Source organism: Nonomuraea sp. NPDC049152 (assembly GCF_040648355.1).
In the GTDB taxonomy this organism is placed as follows: domain Bacteria; phylum Actinomycetota; class Actinomycetes; order Streptosporangiales; family Streptosporangiaceae; genus Nonomuraea.
The window spans coordinates 20,743-42,712 of sequence record NZ_JBEZDO010000048.1; the positions used below are offsets into that span (position 1 = coordinate 20,743).

Sequence of the window (21,970 nt, forward strand, 5' to 3'; positions counted from 1 at the left end):
GGAAGCCTCAGCCCAGGCGTCATGGCCGACGGCGGTGAACTGGCACAGCAGCGCGTTCTTGGAGCCGCCGCCCACCAGTAACCACCTCGACCCGGTGGCCGGACAGCTCGGCGGCCCGGCGCAGCGCGGCCCGATGGGCCGGCGCCAGGCTCTCCAGCACGCAGCGAACGACGGCGGCGCGATCGGCGGGCGGCTCCTGGCCGGTGCGGCGGCATTCGGCGGCGATCCTGGCGGGTATGTCGCCCGGCGGCAGGAACCGGGGCGCGCCGGGCCAAGCTGCGCCGGATGCCCGCCTGCAGACCGCTAGCCAGGCGGGTCGCTCTGGTGACCGGCGGCTGCTCGGGCATCGGTGCGGCCACGGTCCGCCGCCTCAAACGGGCGACACGCTCGCCGAACGCCAGCATGGTCGGGCGGGTCACCACACGCGCGCCAGCGGTGACGGCTCGCTCGACGGCCGCAGCAACGTCATCGACATAAACTCGGAGGTGAGCGGGGGTAGACGGCCAGCCTGGCTTGGCGTCGAACAACATGATGACGCTGTCGTAGCCGGTATCCCGTTGCGGGATACCGGCTACGAGGGATGTTCTCTACTGGGGAACCGCCGGCTGATAGGTCAGGTGGACGACACCGGTCTTGAAGACCTCAGAGCCGGCCAGGCGTAGTGACTTGTTCAAGTCGTCCTCCTCGAAAAGGCGCCGGCCGTGGCCGAGAACCACCGGGTGAACCAGCAGTTGGAGTTCGTCCAGGACGTCGTCATGCAGCAGTGAGCGAACCAAGGTGGGGCTGCCGGCGATGGTGATGTTGCGGCCGGGTTGCTGCTTGAGCTTGGTGAGCTCGTCGGCGACGGTGCCGCTGATCAGGGTGCTGTTCTGCCACGCCACGGTGTTCAGGGTGGTGGAGGCGACCAGTTTGGGCATCGTGTTGATCCGGTCCGCGAGCGGCACTTCGCTGCCGTGTTCTGGCCAGGAGCCGGCGAACACCTGGTAGGTGGTCCTGCCCAGAAGCAGGATGTCGGACTGGTGGAACTGCTCGGCGACCACTTCGGCCATCCGCTCATCGTAGTAGGGAAGGTGCCAGTTCTCAGGCGCCTGCATGACACCGTCGACGGACACGAAGAGCTGCGCGACGATCTTCCTCATCGGTTCGCTCCGAAGAACTTGGCGACGGCGGGGGCGATGGCCGCCGCGTCGACGTTGTGGGGTTGGCCGTGCAGCGTGGTGCGGTGGGCGTCGGGCAGGGCATCGGCGATCGCCTCGGCCGCGGCGGTGATCCAGGGGGTCGTCGCGCCGTCTATGACGACGGTGGGGATGGTGATTGACTTCAGCACCTCGCAGGGCAGGGCGAAGTCTGCGGCGACGTCGGCGTCGTAGGCCAGGCAGCTCGCCCCGGCCGCCATCGCCTCCCAGAACGGAGCGGCCTTCATGCCTTCGACGAACTCGGCGGGCATGAGCACGGCCTTGACCATGAATAGTTCCATCATGTCGCCGAAGCGGCCTTCTGCGCGTAGGGCGTATTGCTGGTCGCGGTAGTCGGCGGGGACGGGCTCGCGTGTACCGGGCAGGATGTAAGGGACCTCCCATAGGGCCAGCTTGGTGATGGGCAGGCCGCGGGCGGCGGCCTGGATCGCGATCATTCCGCCGCCGGAGGTGCCGTAGACCATCGCGGACCCGCCGGCCTGGGTGATCAGGGCCTGGAGGTCGTCGAACTCGCGGTCGACCGAGTACGGAGCGGTGTCTACGGTCTCACCGCGGCCGCGCCGGTCGTAGCTGTAGACGGTGAAGTGTTCGGACAGCAGTGTGGCCAGCGGCGACTCGGCTGTCCGGTCGACTGGCCCGCCGCCGATCACGATGACCGCCGGGCCTGAACCGATGCTGTCGTAGGCGATGCGAGTGCCGTCCTGGGAGGTGACGAAGCTCATGATGATCTCTTCCGATTCGTTTGGCAGTGCTGGACGGGGCCATGCGGGTGGGATTGGGCTGGTTAGCGGATGTTCCCGGCGGCCAGCGTGGAGACGGATTTGTCGATGCGCCGCTGGCGGGTGGCGTCGGTCTTGGCGCCCTCGATCGAAAAGACGTGGGCGCGGCGGTTGCTGTAGGACAGCCGGTCGAAGTTGTTCCTGGCTTCCGGTTCGCGGTCGAGGGCCGCTGCGAAGTCAGCCGGAACGGTGACCTCGCGCGGTTCGGTGTCGACCTGCAGGTCGATCTCGATGGTGTCGCCGGCCGCCACGCCGGTCTGCTGCCGGACGTCGGCGCTCAGGCCGAGCATATGGGTGCCGTTCATCGGTGCCACCGAGCTGCGGAAGGTGTGGCCGGCGATGGTGACGCGGACTTTCGGCCGCCGGCCGGAGCCGAGGGCTTCGATGATCTCGGCCGGCACTTCGATCCCGGTGGCGGTCTTGCCGTTGCTCAGGACGATGGTGTGGAATCGCATGACCTAGGCCGCCTGTCGCATCAGGTGGGCGGAGGTGGCGCAGATCCAGGCCCAGCCGAGCACCACAGCCGCGGTGAAGGCGAGGTTGATGACGGCGTTCCCGGGGCCGGAGGCGATCCCGGCGAAGGCGGCGAAGAAGACGATCCCGGTAGCCCCGCTGTAGATCGCCCATCCACGGCGACCGAGGGCGGCGTAGGCGCGGGCGAACACCAGGCAGGCGCCGATCAATCCGAGGAATCCGATCCCGCCGCAGACGAAGTGCAGCAGACTGTGCCAGCTGACCGGCCCGGGCCCGTCGGGCGTTCCGACCGGGAATCCGAAAGCCGGGTCGGCACGGAAGATCCCGCCGAAGATCAGGCCCGCGCCGTACAGGGCGACCAGCCGCGGCCCCCAGACGCGGCCCCTGCCTGCCCGCACTGCCCGCCGCATTCCGACCGCGGCGGCGACGGTCATCAGACCGGCCAGGATGAGGTTGGCGATCTGGACCCAGCCGAAGCCGCCGTTGGCCAGCAGGCTGGCCGGGTGCCGGGTGAGGTCGAACCCGTCGCGGGTCAGTGACTGCACGCCGGTCACGACCACATACAGCGGACCTGCGAGCACCCCCCAGCCCAGCAGGGACTTGGTGATCCGGGCCTGAGGCGAACAGTCGGTGCGGCGGGCGGTTGCGGTGATGGCGGTCATCTCGGGGTTCCTTCCGTCTCTCTTGCTGATGTCCACAGCTTGTCGGCGGAGGCTTCAGAACGGCTTCAGAACTACTTCCGGTGACCTTGAACCACTAGCCTGAGGCATGCGATTCGGCGTGCTTGGTCCGCTTGCCGTCTGGACAGATGACGGTGTCCTGGTTCGGGTTCCCGACACGAAGGTCCGTGCCCTGCTGGCCGGTCTGCTCCTGGGAGAGGGCCGCCCGGTGTCGATCAGCGCCCTGATCGACGATCTGTGGGGCGATGACCTTCCGGTCAATCCCACCAGCACCCTGCAGACCCGCGTCTCCCAGTTACGGCGGGCGCTGGAGGAGGCGGAGCCGGGAGGCCGGGACCTGGTGGTGACCCAGCCGCCGGGCTACGTGCTGGGAGTAGCCGCCGACGCGGTGGACGTGGGCCGGTTCCGGGGGCTGGCCCAGCGTGCGCGGACAGTCGCCGAGCCGCGTACCCGCGGGTCGCTTCTCGCCGACGCGCTGGCGCTGTGGCGGGGCCCGGCCTTCGCCGACGTATCCGAGGCGCCCTTCGCCCGCGCGGCCATCGACAGGCTCGAAGAGGAACGGATGGTCGTCATCGAGGAGCACGCCGAGGCCCGCCTGGAGCTGGGTGAGCACCACCTGCTGTCGGCCGAGCTCGCCGAGGTCGTGGCCGGACATCCGCTACGGCAGCGCCTGCGCGCGGTCTACATGCGCGTGTTGTATCGGTCAGGACGGCACAGCCAGGCGCTGGACACCTACCATGACCTCCGCACCCGCCTGGCCGACGAGCTGGGCCTGGACCCCGCCGCCGACCTCGTCAGCCTCCACCAGGCGATTCTCAGCCAGGATCCCGCGCTGGCCGCAGTACCGGCCGAAGCGTCGGCTCAGACGAATCTGCCCGCCGCCATGACCGAGTTGATCGGCCGGGCCGCGGCAGTGGAGCATGTTCGGGCCCGCCTGCGCAGCGGCAGGCTCGTGACGCTCACCGGGCCGGGTGGCGTGGGCAAGACCAGCCTGGCCCTGGAGGTCGCCCGGGATCTAAACGACGCCTGGCTGGTGGAATTGGCCGCCCTCGACGCCTCCGCCGGTGAGCAGGACCTCCTCCAGGCGATCCGGAACCTCACCCAGCCCGACGGCAAGCGCATGCTGGTCCTGGACAACTGCGAGCACGTGGTAGAGCAGGTGGCCGCAGTGGCCGACAAGCTGCTGCGGGCCGCTCCGCATCTGCGGATCCTGGCCACCAGCCGCGAACCCCTTGGCATTCTCGGCGAGCAGGTGTGGCCGGTGCCGCCGCTCGGCCTGCCGTCCTCGGCCACTGACTCCGGCGCCGTGGCGCGATCCAGCGCCATCCAGCTGTTCGTGGCCAGGGCCACCGCTGCCAAGCCCGACTTCCAGCTCACTCCCGCCAACACCCCGGCCGTGGTGGAGATCTGCCGGAGACTCGACGGCCTGCCCCTCGCGCTTGAACTGGCGGCGACCCGCGTCCGCGCCCTGGAGATCCACGATCTCGCCACGCGTCTCGACGATCGTTTCCGGGTGCTTGCCACCGGCCGTCGCGGCGCGCCGGACCGGCAGCGGACGTTGCAGGCCATGATCGAATGGAGCTGGGACCTGCTCACCGAGCCAGAACGAACCGTGCTGCGCCGACTGGCCATCCACCCCGACGCGTGGAGCCTGCAGGCGGCGGAGGCGATCTGCCCCGGCGACGTCGCCGACCTGCTCACCCGCCTCGTCGACCGTTCCCTGGTCTCGCCGCTGACCGGGACGACCGGCTCGCGGTACCGGCTCCTGGAAACCGTACGGGCCTTCTGCCTGGACCGCCTGCTCGACTCGGGCGAGTTCGAGGAGACCCGCAGGCAGTACGTCGCCTATTACGAGGAACTGACACACCGTAACGAGCCACGGCTTTACGGGCACGGCGGCCTGCTCATCCAGGCCAGCGACCTCTACCGTGAGCCGCGCCCGGCGACGAGCACCCCGCATGGCGGATCGAAGGCCACCGTCACCTCGCTCGACGGCACGATTATTGCCGTCGAGCGATGGGGCCAAGGCCCACCACTCATCCTGGTCGGCGGCGCACTGAACGAGCGGACGGACTTCACCCCGCTGGCCGTACGGCTAGCTCCGCGGTTCACCGTGATCACCTATGATCGGCGCGGCCGCGGCGGGAGCGGGGACGCCAGGCCGTACACGGTCGTCCGGGAGATCGAGGACCTGACAGCCGTCCTCGGCCAGGCCGGCGAGGCCGCGTTCGCCCTCGGCGTCTCCTCAGGCGCCGTCCTTGTCGCCGACGCGGCTGCGCGCGGCGTGCCGATCACCGGGCTGGTGTTGATCGAGCCGCCCTTCATCCTCGACGGCGCCCGCACAGCCATACCCCTGGACTTCAGCGCACAGCTCGACAAGCTCGTGCGGGCAGATCGCCGAGGCGACGCGGTCGAACTCTTCCTGACCACCGCTGTGGAGATGCCAGCCGAGGTCATCGCCGCGATGCGCTCGGCTCCCCAGTGGCGAAACCTCGAAGCCATGGCCCACACCCTGGCCTATGACATAGCCGTGATGGGCGACTTCTCCCTGCCCGTGCACTGGACCGCCGCCATCACCGTCCCCACCTTGGTCATCGACGGCACGCACAGCGCCGCCTGGCGACGGGACGCCGCACAAACGGTCACCGACCTGCTGACTCATGGACGGCGCCACAGCGTGGACGCACCACACGACATGGCACCCGACGTCCTGGCGCCACTGCTGGAGCAGTTCCTCCTCTGAGACCCGCCCACGACGGAACGCCCGACACGCCGGCCATGACGCCCACCGCGCCGCACACGCCGACGCCACCCTGATCAACGCGGTGCGCCTGGCGGCCGTGCTCGAAACTGCTGCCGCCCGGCTCTTCGAGGCGGCGCCGGTACTACAGCCGGCGTGTGCGTGGCCAAGGCCTACGGTGGCGCAAGAAGTACGCCTGTACGACCCTGCTGGTTAACTCGTGCGGTGATGGCGCTTGTCCTAGATCATTCCCGCTGTGGCAGCAGGCGTCGCTCTCCGTCCCGGCTGCGGGGTAGATGGAGGCAGTGATGTCGACGCGGCCCAGGCCGTGGCCGGAGCCGACACCCGAGGTCGCTGCCGCGATCCAGGCGATCTACCGGGGTAGGCGGCAGGTGCCGTTGCCGGTCCGGGTGCGCGATGAGTTAGGCGAGGTGTTCGCCGATGAGCCGTTCGCAGGCGCCTTCGGCAAGGAGGGCAGGCCGGGCTGGTCGCCGGGCCGGCTGGCGTTGATCACGGTGTTGCAGCGGGTGGGCGACCTCACCGACCGGCAGGCGGCCGAGGCGGTCGCCACCGACCTGACCTGGAAGTACACCCTCGGCCTGAGCCTGAACGATCCCGGCTTTGATGCCAGTGTGCTGAGCGAGTTCCGCTCGGGCAGCAAGCCCTTCACTCGCGTCTTCACGCATCAGATGAAGGGCCTGCACTGCCTGCTTCCGGTCACCCGCTCCTACCGCACATACCGTTACGTCAACTGACAATCCCAACATCCCGTGCCAACCGCCGCGCCGCACCACCTGCATGTGGTCTCGGCGCGGTGGTCGCCGCCCGTACCCTGTGTCGGCCTCCTCGGGGGGCGATCACGTGAAGGACTTCGATATGCCCGAACCCGACAGCAGAATCGTTCGCACCATTGCCGCCGTCATCGTCGGGGTGATCCTGGGAGCTCTGTCCTTGCTGCCTGCCTGGTATGCCGGGTGGGTGAGCGCCAACTGGGTGAGCGACGACCTGGTCTCCTGGCAGCGGATCGTCCCGATCACCGACAACCTGGCCGACTACCTCGGTTCGCTGGCCCTATCGCTGGCGCTCGGTGTGGGCGCCTGCGTCGCCGTCAGGGCACTTATGGGTACGGCAGTCCGGTCGAACTGGCTGATGGTAGGCGCGATCCCGGCCGCCTGGGTCTTCTCGCTCCTGCTCGTCGATGCTCTACAGGTCACCATCAGCGCGCCACTGCCCTCTAGTGCGAAGCTGTGGTTCGCGGTGACAGCCGGAGCCTTCCTCCTGAGCGCGGTCGTGCTCTTTGCACGAGGTATCCGGCCGAACTCGCCTCAGCGTGGCGTGCAGGTCACAGCGGGCGCCGGCCTTCTCCTCTTCGCCTTCATCGCCGCGGCGGCGCTCTACCAACTCGCTGCATAGCGGCTGGCGCCACTGCCCGCCTGGCCAGACCCCGCCCATATAGCCAGTGGCACCGTAAATCAGTGCGGTACCTCACGGCGTCTCCTTCGAGGCGGGGCGAGTGGACGGATTCAGCAAGACACGAAAGGAGGGGCGATGTCACGATCGGTTCGCGACCTTGGAAACAGCATGCTGGGGGCATCCTGGATCGCATAGATGTATGCCCGCGTAGTGATCATCTCGTCTGTCGTCGTCCTAAGCTCTCTTGTCTGTGGCAAGGACAGCGTCGCGCTCTGGCCGCCGGCCCTCGTGGGACTGCCCCTGAGCGCGGCGATCTGGTGGCTGCTCGGGCTTGTACCGCTGGAGGGTTTTCCCATCGACAGCCGATGGATGGTGCCCTTCCTGTACTGGCTGATCCTCCTGGGCGGCGGGCTGTTGCAGGCATGGCTGCTCGGACACCTGACACGCCACAGAAGCAGAACAAGCGGGAAGGACAAGTCCTCAAGTGAGGGCGCGGCCCGCGCTGCGGGTCCCTTCTAGCGGCTGATCGTGGCGGCCGGCCGCCGCCGTTCCCGCACGGTCACGGCGATCAGTGCACCGAAGACCAGCAACTCCAGGAGATAGACCCTCCCCATCCCGACCATCCAGGTTGCCATCCTGCTCCATACCTCAGCCCCGGCTGGCGATACGGGCGCACTGTCGACCGTGTAGTTCCAGTGCCAGTGCAGGAGGGCGGCTCCCGCATAGCCCACCGCCATGGCCAGGTACCTCGCCCTGCCACGAGCGGCGAGCGTGCAGGCGACACCCAGCCCGATCACCGAGCTCCAGAGCGGATGCATCAACAGCATCACCGGGCCGCGCACCGCGGCGAAGGCCAGCCCTTCCTCCGCTCCATCCCGGATGATCGGTATGAGGTAGTAGAGGGCGTTCTCCGTGGCGCCGAACCCCAGGCCCGCCACGGCCGCGTAGACGATGCCGTCGGTCAGCGAAGCGATCACACGCCTGCCCTGCCACAGCAGCGCGAGGAGCGCAGTCGCCTTGAAGACCTCCTCCGTCGGTGGTGCCAGCACCACACTGGTCACCATTTCTGCGGTCGTCGCCTCCAGTCCGAAATACAGCTGGAGATCGGCAGCAGCCCAACTCTGCGAAGCGACAGCGAAGAAGGCAGCGATCCCCGCACCCCACCCGAACACGAAGGCCAGATACGGCCACGGTTTGAGCCTTCGCCGGTCCAGAGCGACGGCGGCGATAAACAGGACGAGTACCGGCGCATAGGCCAAGACGACCGCCAATGCCAGGCCCAGCGCGAACCCGGCGGGGGTTCTGTCGTTCTGGGCTACCAGCCAACTCAGCTGGTAGCCCAGGGCGAGCAGAGCGCAGAGCCCACAGATCCCCATGACGACGATGAGCCCCCTGACTGAGCGGGGGCGGGAAGGCGTCACAGGCCCCGAGTTCGCCAGAACTCCAGCCGGCTACGCCCTTCGCGCAGCCGGCTACGAATGCTGTCCTGCCCGTAACAGGCGTGCACATCGCGCGTCACCGTCATACTTGATCTTGCTGGGCGCCTAGGTTCGGATGCAAACGGTTAAGACGGTCAGGTAGGCCAGGCGATAGACCTACGAGCGATCATTTTGCCGCGATCACCCCCTTCCCATGCCCTGAAACGCGCCGCATCAGGAGGAGGACGACGGGCGAGAACTGCCTACGACGCCTCGTCACGTACTTACCTCTTCCAGACTCTCTGTCAGCTTATGTAGCCGACTGTCCGGAACCTGCTGGGCACCTCACCAGCGGCGGTTTCCAGGAGGGTGGTCAGGCCGGAGACGTTGGTGACGGTGATGTCGGCGGTATCCGAGTTGCCCCAGGAGGCAAACACCACGCCCATGCCGTCCTCACCGAATACATCGACCACCACAACGGGCATCGACCCCACCGGACGCTTCAACAACGATCGCCAGAAGCCAGTGCCCGCGCGGCTCCATCACCACCGAACACCCAGTTATGCATTCTCCGGCGCGACCGAGTCGGCGGACTCATCCACGAATACCAGCAGGTCACATGACATGACAGGTATTCGGCACCCACACGCTACTTCAGGCACTGTTGCATGGTCTTCAATCGCGAGCCCATGATCAGGCAGACCCGGATCTCGCGACCCGCCTCGTCGACGACCTTCCTGCGCCCCAAGGGCCGGTCGAGCGTGACGGGCACAAAAACGACCCCGCCGGTACCGATGTAAGCACGCGGCCACAACTCCTCCCGCCACTTCTCCAGCAGCGTGCGCTCACGTCTCGGGCAGACGTCGCGAAGCACCACCCGGACCCGCACGCTCGTCTCGGACTCGGTCGCTTCAGCTTCGTCAGCCTTGAGACATTTCGTGGGGGTTTTCTCATTGAACGCGTTTTCGAGCTGAGAAAGGTCGCGCTCGGAGTATGCGGCCGCGACTTCGGAACCCCTTGCGTGCATGAAAACGCCTGCGTCAGATGCCCCCTCCTTCGCGTTGACCCAGCTCAGAAGCCCCGACTCGAAGAGATCCACGCCAACCTCATCGACCGTCTCGCCGAGGCCAAGGATCAAGGCTGGCTCGGTGAAGTCGCCGCCATCGAGACCACCCTCGCCACCGCTGACCAGAAGCTCCAGGCCATGCGAGAGGCAGCCGCTCGCACGACCGCCAGCCTCGGCATGCCCGACATCCGCCGGTCCGTCGGTCGCTCGACCGGAAGCAGCACGTGACACGCCGAGAAGAACACCAGCCCAAGAACTGTCGCCACGCAGAGTTGCCAACCTGCAACCGGGAAACGGATCGGACAACCACGATCAGTTCGGTTGGCCTTGTAATAGATGCTCACTTCTACGGCCGGACCCAAAACAGCCAGGACGCCTGGAAGAGATTCGCGACAACCTGATCGCCCGCACCGCCGAGACCGATCGAGAAGGCTGGCTCGGCGAGGTCGAGGGACTGCAAATCAGCCTCGCCGGTCACACGACAGAAACTCGCTCAGCTCGACGACCTCGCGGCCCGCGGCTCATCACCATCCACCTGGGGATGCCGTACTTCGCCCACGTTGTCGGATTGCACCATCGCCGCGGACATCCCGTGACCACGGTCGGCGACAGAGCCGTGATCGCCGAAATTCAGAGAGCTCGGGGAGCACTCTTAAGATCACTCAAGAACAGCCCCCTACAGGAAGAGCTCACTCATGCGCACCATTTACGTCGTCACCCATCCGGAGGCGACGCACCACGTCGAGAGGGTCGTCGGCGGCTGGCATGATTCGCAGCTGACGCCAGCCGGCCTCAGCGCGGCGGCCTCCATTGCCCAGGCGCTGCGGGCCCAGATCCCGGACGGCGCCGATGTGGAGCTGTTCTCATCGGATCTGCAACGCACCCGGCAAACGGCCGAGAAGGTTACCGAGCTGTTCGGCGTGAAACCAATCCTGGACCGCAGACTGCGGGAGAAATCCTACGGAGAAGCGGGGGGAAGGCCACAGGAATGGCTGGACCAGCGATTCATCCCGCCGCCGGCTGCCGGGGAGCGGCTGGAACACGACGAGGGCGTGGAGGGTGCTGAGACCAAGGCGGCGTGGGCACAGCGCATCTACGCGGCCATGGACGAGATCTTGCAGAGCCCCTGCAAACACCAGATCATCGTGACGCACGGTGGCTCCCTGACATTCGTCGTGACGTCCTGGATCAAGATGCCGATCAAGGCGGTCGGTCATGCCAGTTTCCGGGTGCCATCCGGCAGCATCACCACGCTGCGCGAAGACGACTACTTCCACAACCGCACGGTCGTCAACCTCGGTGACACCCGCCATCTCGACTCCGCCGAAGCTGGCTGACCTCTACCTTGCCCGCTTCGACGGCTAACGAGGTGACGTGCCATCGCTGAGCAGACTCCGTCCCATGATGCTGCGCGAAATCCGCAAGAGCCGCGACACGCCGAGCGGCGGGCCATCAAAGACTGTTGCGGCCACGTTCAGTCACCTAACAGGTTCTCGATGACCTTGAACCCTCCTTCAAGATCAGTTCGGTTAAGCAGCTGTGCTCATGGATGCGACTCGACCCGTATGCCCTGCCGCAATCGCCGAGTGCGAGCTTGCGGCGCTCAAAATGACCGAGGGACTCGTCCCATTCCTCGTCGGTCGGGGTGCGGTATTCCTCGCTGGGCCGCAAGGCTCGGCGGCGGGCGATGAAGGCCCGGTGCCCGTTGATGGCCTCTTCGCTGGTTGGAGGATCACGTCGAGCTGATCGACGCCATCGCCCGAACCTTCGGTCTCAAGGACTGCCGGATGGCGCTCGACATCAGCCGGAGCCCACAGGGATGCGTCGGGCAGTCAGGACGGATCGCGATTCGCCCACGGACTGCCCCAGGACTGTGGGAACTACCTCCGGGCGGCGGTGGTCGACGGAAGCTCGCCGAACCGCGAACGGTACTCGCCTGCGAATCGGCCAAGATGGGTTATGCCCCAGCGATACGCTATTTCTCCGATCCGGTCATCGGTCGACAGTATGTCGTGGCGTATCCGGTCTAGCCGGAGGTTGCGGACGTAACCCATCGGAGATGTCCCGAGTTTCTCCCGGAACGCGCTGCTGATCGTCCGCGCGCTGCACCCGGCTGCCTCCGCGATCTCGCCGAGCGAGCGTCCTTCGCCGACGGGTCGCTCGACGGCGGCACGCAAGAGGAACGGGCCGAAGCGTACCGCTCGATCATCTCGTACGCCGGTACCTACGAGGTCGACGAGCCAACCGCGACGGTTGTCCATCACGTACAGATCGCGACATTCCCGAATTTCGTCGGTACCGACCTCACCAGAACATGCGTCTTCGAGGGCGAGGACACGCTGAAACTCGACACTCCGCCGATGAAGATCGGCGGCGAATCGCTCGGAAGTTACATTCTCTGGCAGCGGAAAGGGACGGAGGTCCGATAATGCGGACATTTCGAAGAATCGTCACCGGCCATGACCGCGACGAACGATCCACCGTCGCCGAAGACCGCGAATGTCCGCACGTCGAGATCACCGCCAACGCCACCGTGACCAACCTCTGGCTGCACGAGGGACGCCCCAGCAACGCGGACCCCTACCTTGACCCGGTCGGACCCGGGGTGTCGCTGGCGCCCCCGGCCCGGGGCAGCGTGCTACGCGTGGTCGAGTTCCCGCCGCGCGAATCAGGCGCGGCCGCGTACATCCATCGCACCGAATCACTCGACTACGCCTACGTCATCGACGGCAGGTCTACAGCGTCTTCGACAGTGGCGAGACTCTCATGCGTGCCGGCGACGTGCTGGTCCAGCGAGGCACCAGCCACGCCTGGGACAACCGCTCCGACAAGCCCTGCACGATTCTCTTCGTCCTACTGGACGCCGAGCCACTCCGCGCCCGGGAGGGCGGATATGGAACGGGGCCAGGCCGAGTTTCGGCCGACCGGTCAGGCACTGCAACGCCGTGAGCCCGAGCGCCGTACCGCCTTTCCGGAGGAAGCTGGGGGACATGAGTTCCGCGCACCTCGACTCCTACCGCACTCTGGGCCGCGCCGGCCTCCGGGCAGCCCACTGATCCTGGGCGCCTTGATGTTCGATGACCTTCACCGAACCTCGACTCTGCGCGGCCATCGTCGATCGCCTGACCTACGGCGGCAACATCGTCGAGACCGGCACCCACTCCTACCGGCTGGCCAAGACCCAAGCCCAGACCGCAACCGCCCAGAAAGCCGCAGCAGGTTACCCCCATTGTCCCTCAGCCTCCTCGGACAAGCACCCACCAGCCGACCGGAGGATCACGACCGTGTTCTCCGCCAGCCACAGTGAGGACCGTCACAGTTTGACTTGCGACGCGGCACTCAGCTGTCCTGTGACACCGAACCTTGAGCTCGTGCCATCGAGGTTGGAGCGAGTCAGGGCCGGTGCGGTGGACAAAGAGCCTGATAGTGCGACCAAAGACCCAAGCTGCCTGCGACGCGGCCTATGGTCCATACGCGAATCTGTCCCGCTATCGTCGTTCTAGATCAACCACAACAACGCCAAGGCTACGACCGTGGAGGATGGCCGATGGCGCGCCGTACAGACGGGAATCCGTATGACCACCACCGCGCTCATCGTCGGCGACCTGCAGGCGGGCATCGTCGACAACTACCCCTTCGCCGCCGGCGTGCTTCCCGTCATGGAAAGGGTTCTGCCCGCGGCCAGGGCGTCCGGAATTCCGGTGATCTTCATACGTTTCGCGCTCCGGTCCTCAGGACTTGATGTGGGAGGGGGAAACCAGCTCATCAGCGGCCTGCTCGGGGCGGGGACGCTGTTCCACGAAGAATCCCCCGAGACGCTCGTACACCCGCGCATCGAGCCGTTGCCGGGCGAGGCCGTCGTCCTCAAACGCCGCGCCAGCGCGTTCGCGGCGACCGACCTCGATCGGCTCTTGCGCGCCCAGGGCATCGACTCGATCGTGTTGACCGGTGTTGCGACCGGGGCGATGGTCGCCGCTACGCTCTACGACGCCGCTGACCGCGACTACCGCGTGACCGTGCTCAGCGACGCCTGCGCCGATGGCGAACCGGACGTGCACGACTTCCTGATCAACCGCGTCTTCCCGGCCAGGGGGGCTGACGTCCTCACGGGCCACGAGTGGATCGCCCGCCTGTGACCAGCCGGCGCCCTTGACCACTCAGCCTTCGATGACAAGAGCTCAAGGTCCGATGTCACGGGACATCAGCTGGATCGCCGCGGCCATCCCCGCGCAACCCGCCCCCAGGATCAGAACGCGGTGTGTTCCGTGCCCTGTGCTCATCGTTGCGCCTCTCTCCTACGTCACGTACTGACGCCCCCCAGACGCAAGTTGCCCGTCTGTCCGTGACATGAGGCCGAAGTAGTCCGCGACACATGTGGCTTACAGATCCCCGGCTGTGGTGGCGAGCGTGGCCAGGTAGTCGTCGAGGAGGCGGATCTGCCGCTGGGGCGGGAATTCCTCCGCGTCGAACAGCGCCTGCACGATGAGGCCGAGCGCGAAGGACTGGATCGCCGCCCCGATCTCGTCTGGATCAGACGGTGGCAGCTCCCCCAGGCGCTGCGCCGCCTGCACATGGTGGCGGATTCGCTCGCGTGATCGCGCGTAGCGGGCCGCGTGCCCGGCCGCGAGGTCCGGGTCCGCCAGCGCGGCGTCCCACGAGCTGACCCAGATCCGGTTGTCCGCTATGGCCTGCGGTGTGGTCGGCAGGGTGTCCATGAGCACCGCGCGCAGGGCGGCGAGCCCTTCGGGCGCGGTACGTCTCGGCCGTGCCGCACGGTGCTCGTCCAGCAACGTCAACGCATGTGCGACCAAGTCCTTCTTGTTCGGAAAGTAGTGCGTGAGCAGTCCGGTCGTCGCGCCCATCTCGGTGGCGACCGCGCGCAGGGTCAGGCCGCCGAACCCGGACGTGGCCAGCACACGCCACACGGCCGCTGACACGTCGCGGCGGCGGGCGTCGTGATCTCCCTTGTGGCGTGGCATGACGACAGGATACGTTCGCAAAACATCCGTTATGTGAATGGGGGTTCCATGTTCGCCACCCCGCTGCGTGGCAATGCCGAGCTGCGTGCGCTCGAGCCGCATCATGCCGAAGAGTTCTTCGCCCACCTGGACCGTGCCCGCACGCACATCGCCCCCTGGGTGGGCACGAGCTTCGTCGCGGGCGATCTCGACGCCGCGCGGGTGGTGCTCCAGCGCTACGCCGACGGCCAGGCCGCCGACCGGCAGCGCCTGTACGGCATCTGGCTCGACGGCGCCCTCGTCGGCGGCACCATGTTCGTCGACTTCGACCCCGCCCTCGGGGTATGCGAGATCGGCTGCTGGCTCGAGCCCGCCGCGGAGGGACATGGGCTGATCACCCAGGTGGTCCGTACGATGATCGACTGGGCTTTCCGGGTGCGCGGGTTGAGCCGCGTCGAGTGGCGCACCCTGTCCGGCAACGTGCGCAGCATCAACGTGGCCAAGAGACTGGGTATGAGCCTCGACGGCACGTTGCGGCAATCCGTCCCGGGCGCCGACGGGCTCCGGCACGACAAGCAGGTCTGGTCCGTGCTCGCCACCGAATGGCCGCAATCCGTCCAACCGGATAGAACGGGCGCCGACGTCAAGCCCGAGCTCGACCAGCTGACGCGCGCCTTCCTCGGCGCGTTCACCAACACCGGCCGGCGTCGGCCGAACCTCGACGTCATCCGTGAGGTGTTCATTCCAGAAGGAACGATCATCAAGAACGTCGGGGCCGAGCCCGTGATCTACGACCTCGAGGCGTTCATCGAGCCTCGGGAGAAGATCCTGACCGACGGGACGTTGACCGAGTTCACCGAATGGGAGGTGGCCGAGCGGACCGAGATCTTCGGGTCGATCGCGCACCGCTTCAGCGAGTACCGCAAGTCCGGTTTCCTCAACGGAGAGTGGTTCGAGGGCTCCGGCCGCAAGACCACCCAGTTCGTACGGACGCCCGCCGGCTGGAGGATGAGCTCGATGGCCTGGGATGACGTGCGATGACCTGCCGCGCTTATGAGCGTCGTTGGGCCAGCTGCCAGCGGCCCTCGCCGTCCTGCCGACCTAACAAAGCACTACTACTACCTAGAGGGCCGAAACAAGCATGATCCACGCGGCTTCTGGAACTTGATTCGCCAACCCTTCGTTCACATGTCATGAAACGCTCAGGGTGACTCTGGGAGCTAGCTTGGACTGGGGCAAGGCGTGGCTGTTTTCTGCGCTGCTAGGAATGTGGCTCATGGCGGCGTGGGACATTCTCCGCTTGCCTCATTTATGGCGTACCGGCATCCTTCGATCTTGGTGGGTGCCAGAGCTGAATATACTTCGGATGGATGTACATCCACGGAGCTTCCTCCCTCACGTGTTGTCGTGCAATTTTTTGACAGCGGGTCCGTTCTTTCTCGTCTTGGGACTCTCTTTCGAGATTACATGGATGGAGGCAGCTGGGTGGATCATATTCGCCCTCACCCTGCCTGCGGCACTCCTGCATGCGTGCGTGAATGCTTTCAATCGACCCCGTCTGCTGGTGCCGCCCTTATTGAGAGGCGAGCATGGCTGGGTGGCTGAGCTGCGAGATCGGGGTAAATGTGCGGAGGACGAGCGGGCATCGGTAGACGACCTATTAGACAAATAGAGGGAGCGACACCGTATGGATGAACGAGAACTAGTCAAGGTGTTCCAGAACACGGATATTGTCGCTACGCCCGACGAGGCCGTACTTCGCAAAGGTGCCGCAAATCTGTGGCGCGGCATAGAGGCTGTGGGTGGCCGTCTCTGGTTGACCAGTAAATGGCTGGTCTTCCGTTCGCACTCCGTGAACATTCAAGCGGGTGTTTGGGCATGGCCGCTCGAGGAGATCGCCTCGATGACACCGGTCAACACACTCGCCATCGTGCCGAACGGCATGGAAGTCGTGTTGCGAAGCGATGAACGGATTCGATTCGTCGTGAACAGGCGTCGAGAATGGATGAATTCAATCGCGAAGGCGAAAGGCTGATGTCCTTTCCGCAGGCGCGCCTCCTGGGAGGCACGCCTGGGCAAGCGTAGCCGGCAAGCAAGCCCGTCGGCTATCGTGTGGGTGCCGGAAACTCGGCCACCCTAAGCGACCTGCGCATACTCGTGGATCAGCCCGCCGAGGCGATCACGGCGGATGACCTTGATATCGGCCTCAACCGGGTCGGGCAAGGCTCGTAGCGGAGCGGCCTGGCCCAAGGATCGGTGGGGGCGGTGCTCGTTGAAATGAGCCTCGTACGCGGCCAGTACCGACCGCAGATGTCGAGCGCTGACCATCAGCACCCGATCGAGGACCTCCCGGCGCAGGCCGCCGATCCACCGCTCGAACGCAGGCGTTCCCGCGCGGAGCCCGAGGCGGTGTCTTCAGGACCCGAATGCCCGTGCTGGTGAAAGCCTCGTCTAACGCCGCGGTGAACTTCGCATCCCGATCGCGAATGAGGAAACGGAAGCCCTCGACCCGATCCTCGAGTTCAATCATCAGGTTCCTGGCCTGCTGAGCGACCCACTGCCCGGTGGGATGATCGGTGACGCCGAGGACATGCACTCTCCGAGTGGACATCTCCATGACGACCAGGCAGTACAGGCGTTTTGAGCAGCACGGTGTCGCAGTGGAAGAAGTCGCACGCCAGGATGCCGGAGGCTTGTGCGCGCAGGAGCTCCCTCCAGGTCGGCCCCGTGCGGCGCGGCGCGGGGTCGATGCCGGCTCCTCAGGATGAGCCACACGGTGGAGGCAGCGACCCGGTGTCCCAGCCCTGCGAGTTCCCCGGCGATCCGTCGATACCCCCATAGCGGGTTCTCCCGGGCAATCCGAACGACCAACGATCGCACGGAGGGACGTGTGGCAGGTCGGCCTTGTTTATGGCGTCTGAACGTCCACCGGCGCCGCACCAGATCGGCATGCCAGCGCAGCAACGTGCCCGGCGTCACGAACAGCCGCAGGCGACCGGCTGTTGGCAGTAGCCGCGCCAGGTGCACGACCTCGGCGGTCGAGAACGGGACGATCACGGCTGAGACGGCGCGACAGATTTCGGCCATCGCTCTGACGTCGTCCGTCTGAAAGTCACCGTCCTTGCCGCCGGAGCCCGGCCGTTCACTCCTGGTCCTCGTCCTCGTCCTCGTCGTCCCAGTCGTCCTCCTCGTCGTCCCACAGGTCGCTGGGCTCCAGCGGGTGCTCGTCGTCGATGAGGGAGTCGTCCACCTCGCGCCGCCAGGCCTGGCTGTCCTCGGGATCGGCCCAGCTCAGCTCGGTGATCCTGGGAACGGGGATGGTGGCCCGCTGGTGGCCGACCATCCAGGAGTTGCGGAAGAAGTCGAACCTGAGGTGGCGGCAGCCGGCGGACTCGTTGTAGATGATCGGTGGTACGAGGAACTGCTCCACGCCGACCTTGGCCGCGACGACCACGTAGTCCTCGGGGATGGATTCGTCGTTCCAGCAGGCGGCGAAGTTTACCGGAGTGAGGGCGTTCTTGCCGAGCACGTGGATGAGGCCGTCCTGGATGACGAACCGGTCCGGGTCGAGGGCCACGTCCTCGCCGAGCATGAGGATCGGTGCGGGCAGGATGTGCGCCTGGGCGAAGGACTGGGCGTCGGTGTAGAGCTTGACGACCTCGTCGAAGCGCGTGGGGTCGAACTGCCCGGAGGTGTGGAACGGGCAGCAGATCGCGCCGTGGGGCCGCTCCGGCTCGGGAAAGAACGCGGACTTGTCCACCCGCGTCATGACCGAGTGGCCGTGCTTGTCCCGCAGGAACTCCGGGATCCAGCCGGCATCCTCGGCCTCGATCACCTCCGTCCGGCACAGCGCGCGGAACGCGGTGTCGCCGAGCTTGCAGTTGAAGTAGTCGAGCAGGGTGATGGCCGCGCACTCCGCTGGCTGCAGCGCGTCGGTCCTGGGGAACCAGAAGTCGTAGCCGTTGGTCACGAAGTGCACCCCGCGGAACTCCTTGTGCACGAAGGTCTCGCGGGCGAGGCTCTCGCCCCAGCCGTCCCAGTGGGCGGCGGCCACCTGGTTGTAGTACGCGTCGGCGTGCCGGGCCAGCTCGGGCGCGAACACACTCTCGCCGGTCAGGTAGCACGCCTTGCTGAACAGCGCGCCGATCTCCGGCGCCTCGGTGACCTCGCCGGCGGTGAAGATCAGCTCGGTACGCAGGAACACCTTGCGGCCGTCGCGGTAGGGGGCGCCCTCGTGCTCGTACCGCTGATCGAAGATCACACACGTGAAGGCGCCGATCTCGCCGAGCGCGGCGCCGCCGACCAGGTCCAGCGCCGGCGAGCCCGTGCCGCCGGTCAGGTACAGCAGCAGCGTGTAGCGGGAGATGTGCCGGCGCGTCGCGTCGTAGTACGGCGTGTCCCGATGCAGGTGGAAATTTGCGTCACCGGGCTCGAACCCGTTGCACCGGAACACCGGGTTCACGTGCGAGAACCCCTCCGCCACGGACGGCGGCAGCGCGTCGGCCACCGCCGCGGTCAACGCCTCGGCCAGCAGCGCCGAGTGGAAGATGAACCGTTCGCCGCCCCGGGAGGCGGCGTTCAGCGGCGGCACGTACAGGTTCATGCCGTCCAGCCGCGCCAGCCGGTCGCGGGCCTGCTCCGGCAGGCGCAGTGAGAACGAGACCACCCCTTCGGCGTGCTCCGTCCGCCCGGTCAGCTCCATCTCCAGCGGCACGGCCTCGAGGAGGCGGTCCAGCGGGACGATGTTCTCGAACGTGCGAAACGACAGCTCGTGCGGATCCGCGAACACGGCAGCCAGGTACGGCGCGTCCGCGCTGGGCCGGGCGAACAGCTCCCGAACCTGCTCGTCGATGAGCTCGGCGTCGATGAAGCGCACGGCCTTGAACCGCGCCGATGGATGCCAGCAGACCTCCAGCCCGTCCACCGTCGCAGCCGGTCCGGCGTCGGTCGCGTCCACCTCCGCCCGATACCGGGCGACCTCCTCGGCGGGGGCGTCCCCGGCCGACAGGGCGAAGAACCGGTCCCGAAGTTCGATGCTCACACGCACCTCCACATGCTCCGCAGCCCCGGCGGAAGATTCGCGGCCTGCGCCAGTTTCCGCACGCCGTCCTGGCCCACATCAGAGTCGTACAGCCACAGCCGGGTGAGGGATCCGGCGAACGGGGCGGCGAGCAGCGCCTGCCCGCCCGCCTCTCCGAGGTCGTTGTAGCGCAGGTCGAGCTCAGTCAGCTCTGTGAACCTGTGCAGCGACCGCACGCCCTCGGCGGTCACCCTGTTGCGCTGCAGGTGCAGGCGGCGCAGCCCGCCCAGGTGCGGGCAGGCCGCGAGCGCCGCCAGGCCGGTGTCGGCGATGCGGCAGTACCGCAGGTCGAGTGCCCGCAACCGGTCCGACGCGAACAGGGCGGCGAGGAGTTCGGCGCCGTCGAAGCCGACGCTCAGGTAGGACAGGTCGAGCTCGGTGAGCCGCCCGAGGTCCAGCCCGGCGAGGGCTCGCAGGTCCAGGCGGCCCGGGCGCAGCTCGCCGCGGTCCACGGCCAGGTACCACTCCTCGTCGTCGTCCCCGTCCTCGTCGTCCCAGTCCTCTTCAGCCGCCGCGTTCGAGGTGATCCTCAGCGTGGTGACGAACGGGGCGCGCAGCACCTGCTCGACGACCTCGCGGACATCGTCCGACCACTCGACGGCCACCTCCGTGGCGAAGCCGTACCGGCGCGACCGCACCCGCGCCCTGCCCGGCAGCCCGTCGTCCCATCGGTCCTCGTGCTCCGCGACGAGGTCGGCGATCTCGCGCTCCACGGCCGGCCGATCGGCGGGGCGAGTGCGTGCCAGGCGCTGCTCAAGGCGGATCAGCATGCCTCTGGCGTCGCCCTGCCGCAGCAGCCGGTCGCTGTACGCGTGCCACGCGGCGAAGTCGTCGGGACGAGCCCGCAATGCTTCCTCGATGACCATGACTTCCATTCGAACGAATGTACGGATCATCATTGACATGTCAAGACAAAGCCCCGTTAAACTATCGCCGAAATGACCTTGCCCGCAGGCGTTTCGGCCCATCGGACGCATGATCGCGGGCGTGGACAGCTCCGCGCGGCACGGTATACATCGCGGCGTCCTGAGGCGGAGCCAGGCCGCCGGCATGGGAGGTCTCCACTGTGAGCGCACCGGCTTCGGCCCGTCCCGCGACCGACGAGCAGGACGTCCCCGCCGAGGGGAGGCAGGCGTTCGAGCTGGCCGCCCGCGCCTGCTACCGGCAGATCGGGGTCCCGTTCCCGGAGCGGGTCGTGTGGGTGCCCTCGCCGCTCGTCGGCGCGTTCGCCGCACCGATCGCCGCCTGCCTGGCCACCGGCCACCGCAACGGCCGCATCCTCGACTCGGTCCACCGCGCCGTGGACGGCACGGCCGGCGAGACGATCGGGCGGGTGGTACGCGACGCCGTCCAGGCCGCGGCGGACGGCGTGGCGGGCGATCCGGTGCACGGGGCGGCGGCGACCGCCCAGCACGCCGAGATCGCCGCGACGGCGGACCCCGCGCCGCGCGGCACGCTCACCGGCACCCGGGCCGCGGTCACCGAGGCCGCGGACGCGGTCGTGCGATCGGCGGTGGACGCGGCGGTGGGCGGCGTGCGGCAGGACACGATCCGCGGCGCGATCCGCCTGCTGTGGCGGGCCTGCCTGGCGGGCCACCGGTCCGCGCCCGCCGCCTGGTGGTGGTGGCCGTTCCGCGACTTCGTCCTGCTCTGCCCGCCCCCGGACGAGCTGCGCCGGGAGCAGGTCGGCGAGGGCGACCTGGCCAGGCGCCGGCTCCACTGCCCCGACGGACCCGCCGTCGCCTGGGTCGACGGGTTCGGGCTGTACTTCTGGCACGGCACCCACGTCCCCCGGGCCGTCATCGACGACACCCTGACCGCCGACGAGATCATCCGCGAGCCGAACGCCGAGATCCGCCGCTGTGCCATCGAACGCCGCGGCTGGGACCGCTTCGTCATCGAGGCCCGCCTCGCCCAGATCGGGCCCGCCGCGCCCGACCCCGGCAACCCCGGCCAGACGCTCACCCTGCACGACGTCCCCCCGGGCGTCTACCCCACGAGCGTGCGCGTCCTGCTGTGCACCAACGGCACCGTCGAGCGGGACGGCACCCGCCGCCGCTTCGGCCTCACCGTCCCCGCCGACTGCACCGACCCCATCGAGGCCGCCGCCTGGACCTACGGCCTCACCCCCGCCCAGTACGCCCAGGCACAGCGCCGATCCTGACC

At 67.4% G+C, this 21,970-nt stretch carries 20 protein-coding genes and 4 pseudogenes; 10 read left to right on the forward strand and 14 right to left on the reverse strand.

What is annotated here, in order from left to right:
* Positions 1 to 33: 33 nt before the first annotated feature.
* The 6 genes and pseudogenes from AB0B45_RS47730 to AB0B45_RS47755 form a co-directional block, all read right to left on the reverse strand.
* Positions 34 to 262: pseudogene (locus AB0B45_RS47730) on the reverse strand (FGGY-family carbohydrate kinase); the annotation flags it as partial.
* Between the two features lie 154 nt (positions 263 to 416).
* Positions 417 to 566: pseudogene (locus tag AB0B45_RS47735) on the reverse strand (VOC family protein); the annotation flags it as partial.
* 21 nt (positions 567 to 587) lie between these two features.
* Positions 588 to 1,139, reverse strand: a complete 552-nt coding sequence (locus AB0B45_RS47740; RefSeq protein ID WP_358145058.1) for a dihydrofolate reductase family protein — start codon at positions 1,137 to 1,139, stop codon at positions 588 to 590.
* On the reverse strand, positions 1,136 to 1,918 hold the full coding sequence (locus AB0B45_RS47745) for an alpha/beta hydrolase (protein WP_358145060.1): 783 nt from the start codon (positions 1,916 to 1,918) through the stop codon (positions 1,136 to 1,138). The genes AB0B45_RS47740 and AB0B45_RS47745 overlap by 4 nt, the downstream gene beginning before the upstream one ends.
* Positions 1,919 to 1,980: 62 nt before the next feature.
* Positions 1,981 to 2,430, reverse strand: coding sequence for a YdeI/OmpD-associated family protein (locus tag AB0B45_RS47750; RefSeq protein WP_358145062.1), 450 nt, complete (start codon positions 2,428 to 2,430; stop codon positions 1,981 to 1,983).
* A gap of 3 nt (positions 2,431 to 2,433) precedes the next feature.
* Positions 2,434 to 3,111, reverse strand: coding sequence for a DUF998 domain-containing protein (locus AB0B45_RS47755; protein ID WP_358145064.1), 678 nt, complete (start codon positions 3,109 to 3,111; stop codon positions 2,434 to 2,436).
* 118 nt (positions 3,112 to 3,229) lie between these two features.
* On the opposite strand from AB0B45_RS47755, the gene AB0B45_RS47760 reads away from it, so the two are divergent.
* The 4 genes and pseudogenes from AB0B45_RS47760 to AB0B45_RS47775 all read left to right on the forward strand — a co-directional run bounded on the left by AB0B45_RS47760 (position 3,230) and on the right by AB0B45_RS47775 (position 7,801).
* Entirely contained in the window at positions 3,230 to 5,872 is a 2,643-nt protein-coding gene (locus AB0B45_RS47760; RefSeq protein ID WP_358145065.1) for an alpha/beta fold hydrolase, read from the forward strand.
* A 395-nt stretch (positions 5,873 to 6,267) separates the two neighbouring features.
* Positions 6,268 to 6,519 (forward strand): annotated as a pseudogene (locus tag AB0B45_RS47765) (transposase); the annotation flags it as partial.
* Positions 6,520 to 6,730: 211 nt separating this feature from the next.
* On the forward strand, positions 6,731 to 7,282 hold the full coding sequence (locus AB0B45_RS47770; RefSeq protein WP_358145067.1) for a hypothetical protein: 552 nt from the start codon (positions 6,731 to 6,733) through the stop codon (positions 7,280 to 7,282).
* Between the two features lie 210 nt (positions 7,283 to 7,492).
* Positions 7,493 to 7,801, forward strand: a complete 309-nt coding sequence (locus AB0B45_RS47775) for a hypothetical protein (RefSeq protein ID WP_358145069.1) — start codon at positions 7,493 to 7,495, stop codon at positions 7,799 to 7,801.
* Here the strand turns inward: AB0B45_RS47775 and AB0B45_RS47780 are convergent.
* The 3 genes from AB0B45_RS47780 to AB0B45_RS47790 form a co-directional block, all read right to left on the reverse strand.
* Complete coding sequence (locus AB0B45_RS47780; protein WP_358145071.1) at positions 7,798 to 8,658, reverse strand: PrsW family intramembrane metalloprotease; 861 nt, start codon at positions 8,656 to 8,658, stop codon at positions 7,798 to 7,800. The genes AB0B45_RS47775 and AB0B45_RS47780 overlap by 4 nt on opposite strands.
* 347 nt (positions 8,659 to 9,005) lie before the next feature.
* A complete protein-coding gene (locus AB0B45_RS47785; protein WP_358145073.1) occupies positions 9,006 to 9,185 on the reverse strand; it encodes a hypothetical protein in 180 nt (59 codons plus the stop codon).
* A 164-nt stretch (positions 9,186 to 9,349) separates the two neighbouring features.
* Positions 9,350 to 9,997 carry a hypothetical protein gene (locus AB0B45_RS47790; RefSeq protein ID WP_358145075.1) on the reverse strand — a complete coding sequence of 216 codons (648 nt, stop codon included), beginning with the start codon at positions 9,995 to 9,997 and terminating at the stop codon, positions 9,350 to 9,352.
* A 464-nt stretch (positions 9,998 to 10,461) separates the two neighbouring features.
* Here AB0B45_RS47790 and AB0B45_RS47795 point away from each other — a divergent pair, with 464 nt between their 5' ends.
* The gene (locus AB0B45_RS47795) at positions 10,462 to 11,103 is read left to right on the forward strand and encodes a histidine phosphatase family protein (RefSeq protein WP_358145076.1); all 642 of its coding nucleotides are present in this window, start codon (positions 10,462 to 10,464) and stop codon (positions 11,101 to 11,103) included.
* A 543-nt stretch (positions 11,104 to 11,646) separates the two neighbouring features.
* Here the strand turns inward: AB0B45_RS47795 and AB0B45_RS47800 are convergent.
* Positions 11,647 to 12,027: a helix-turn-helix transcriptional regulator gene (locus tag AB0B45_RS47800; protein ID WP_358145110.1), complete on the reverse strand. Its 381-nt coding sequence runs from the start codon at positions 12,025 to 12,027 to the stop codon at positions 11,647 to 11,649.
* Here AB0B45_RS47800 and AB0B45_RS47805 point away from each other — a divergent pair.
* Together AB0B45_RS47805 and AB0B45_RS47810 are read left to right on the forward strand one after the other, a co-directional pair.
* Positions 11,959 to 12,195 (forward strand): annotated as a pseudogene (locus AB0B45_RS47805) (lipocalin-like domain-containing protein); the annotation flags it as partial. The gene AB0B45_RS47800 and the pseudogene AB0B45_RS47805 overlap by 69 nt on opposite strands.
* Before the next feature lie 1,146 nt (positions 12,196 to 13,341).
* Positions 13,342 to 13,902: a cysteine hydrolase gene (locus AB0B45_RS47810; protein ID WP_358145078.1), complete on the forward strand. Its 561-nt coding sequence runs from the start codon at positions 13,342 to 13,344 to the stop codon at positions 13,900 to 13,902.
* 243 nt (positions 13,903 to 14,145) lie between these two features.
* Here the strand turns inward: AB0B45_RS47810 and AB0B45_RS47815 are convergent, their stop codons facing one another.
* Positions 14,146 to 14,745 (reverse strand): TetR/AcrR family transcriptional regulator, encoded by a 600-nt coding sequence (locus AB0B45_RS47815; protein WP_358145080.1) that lies wholly within the window; start codon positions 14,743 to 14,745, stop codon positions 14,146 to 14,148.
* A gap of 48 nt (positions 14,746 to 14,793) precedes the next feature.
* Here AB0B45_RS47815 and AB0B45_RS47820 point away from each other — a divergent pair, with 48 nt between their 5' ends.
* A complete protein-coding gene (locus AB0B45_RS47820) occupies positions 14,794 to 15,765 on the forward strand; it encodes a GNAT family N-acetyltransferase (protein WP_358145082.1) in 972 nt (323 codons plus the stop codon).
* 646 nt (positions 15,766 to 16,411) lie between these two features.
* The gene (locus AB0B45_RS47825; protein ID WP_358145084.1) at positions 16,412 to 16,759 is read left to right on the forward strand and encodes a GRAM domain-containing protein; all 348 of its coding nucleotides are present in this window, start codon (positions 16,412 to 16,414) and stop codon (positions 16,757 to 16,759) included.
* Positions 16,760 to 16,860: 101 nt separating this feature from the next.
* Here the strand turns inward: AB0B45_RS47825 and AB0B45_RS47830 are convergent, their stop codons facing one another.
* The 3 genes from AB0B45_RS47830 to AB0B45_RS47840 form a co-directional block, all read right to left on the reverse strand.
* On the reverse strand, positions 16,861 to 17,091 hold the full coding sequence (locus AB0B45_RS47830; RefSeq protein ID WP_358145112.1) for an integrase core domain-containing protein: 231 nt from the start codon (positions 17,089 to 17,091) through the stop codon (positions 16,861 to 16,863).
* 775 nt (positions 17,092 to 17,866) lie between these two features.
* On the reverse strand, positions 17,867 to 19,765 hold the full coding sequence (locus AB0B45_RS47835) for a hypothetical protein (protein ID WP_358145086.1): 1,899 nt from the start codon (positions 19,763 to 19,765) through the stop codon (positions 17,867 to 17,869).
* Positions 19,762 to 20,679, reverse strand: coding sequence for a hypothetical protein (locus tag AB0B45_RS47840; protein ID WP_358145088.1), 918 nt, complete (start codon positions 20,677 to 20,679; stop codon positions 19,762 to 19,764). Before AB0B45_RS47840 ends, AB0B45_RS47835 begins: the two co-directional genes overlap by 4 nt.
* A 191-nt stretch (positions 20,680 to 20,870) precedes the next feature.
* On the opposite strand from AB0B45_RS47840, the gene AB0B45_RS47845 reads away from it, so the two are divergent.
* Positions 20,871 to 21,968 (forward strand): DUF6745 domain-containing protein, encoded by a 1,098-nt coding sequence (locus AB0B45_RS47845; RefSeq protein WP_358145090.1) that lies wholly within the window; start codon positions 20,871 to 20,873, stop codon positions 21,966 to 21,968.
* Positions 21,969 to 21,970 lie beyond the last annotated feature (2 nt).

What these genes read in the sequence shown, in the direction of transcription:
- AB0B45_RS47785 (WP_358145073.1), bottom strand. Translation starts at nt 9,185, where the DNA reads ATGCCCGTTGTGGTGGTCGATGTATTCGGTGAGGACGGCATGGGCGTG.
- AB0B45_RS47740 (WP_358145058.1), bottom strand. Translation starts at nt 1,139, where the DNA reads ATGAGGAAGATCGTCGCGCAGCTCTTCGTGTCCGTCGACGGTGTCATG.
- AB0B45_RS47825 (WP_358145084.1), top strand. Translation starts at nt 16,412, where the DNA reads ATGGATGAACGAGAACTAGTCAAGGTGTTCCAGAACACGGATATTGTC.
- AB0B45_RS47815 (WP_358145080.1), bottom strand. Translation starts at nt 14,745, where the DNA reads ATGCCACGCCACAAGGGAGATCACGACGCCCGCCGCCGCGACGTGTCA.
- AB0B45_RS47755 (WP_358145064.1), bottom strand. Translation starts at nt 3,111, where the DNA reads ATGACCGCCATCACCGCAACCGCCCGCCGCACCGACTGTTCGCCTCAG.
- AB0B45_RS47780 (WP_358145071.1), bottom strand. Translation starts at nt 8,658, where the DNA reads ATGGGGATCTGTGGGCTCTGCGCTCTGCTCGCCCTGGGCTACCAGCTG.
- AB0B45_RS47745 (WP_358145060.1), bottom strand. Translation starts at nt 1,918, where the DNA reads ATGAGCTTCGTCACCTCCCAGGACGGCACTCGCATCGCCTACGACAGC.
- AB0B45_RS47820 (WP_358145082.1), top strand. Translation starts at nt 14,794, where the DNA reads ATGTTCGCCACCCCGCTGCGTGGCAATGCCGAGCTGCGTGCGCTCGAG.
- AB0B45_RS47840 (WP_358145088.1), bottom strand. Translation starts at nt 20,679, where the DNA reads ATGGAAGTCATGGTCATCGAGGAAGCATTGCGGGCTCGTCCCGACGAC.
- AB0B45_RS47810 (WP_358145078.1), top strand. Translation starts at nt 13,342, where the DNA reads ATGACCACCACCGCGCTCATCGTCGGCGACCTGCAGGCGGGCATCGTC.
- AB0B45_RS47800 (WP_358145110.1), bottom strand. Translation starts at nt 12,027, where the DNA reads ATGGACAACCGTCGCGGTTGGCTCGTCGACCTCGTAGGTACCGGCGTA.
- AB0B45_RS47795 (WP_358145076.1), top strand. Translation starts at nt 10,462, where the DNA reads ATGCGCACCATTTACGTCGTCACCCATCCGGAGGCGACGCACCACGTC.
- AB0B45_RS47750 (WP_358145062.1), bottom strand. Translation starts at nt 2,430, where the DNA reads ATGCGATTCCACACCATCGTCCTGAGCAACGGCAAGACCGCCACCGGG.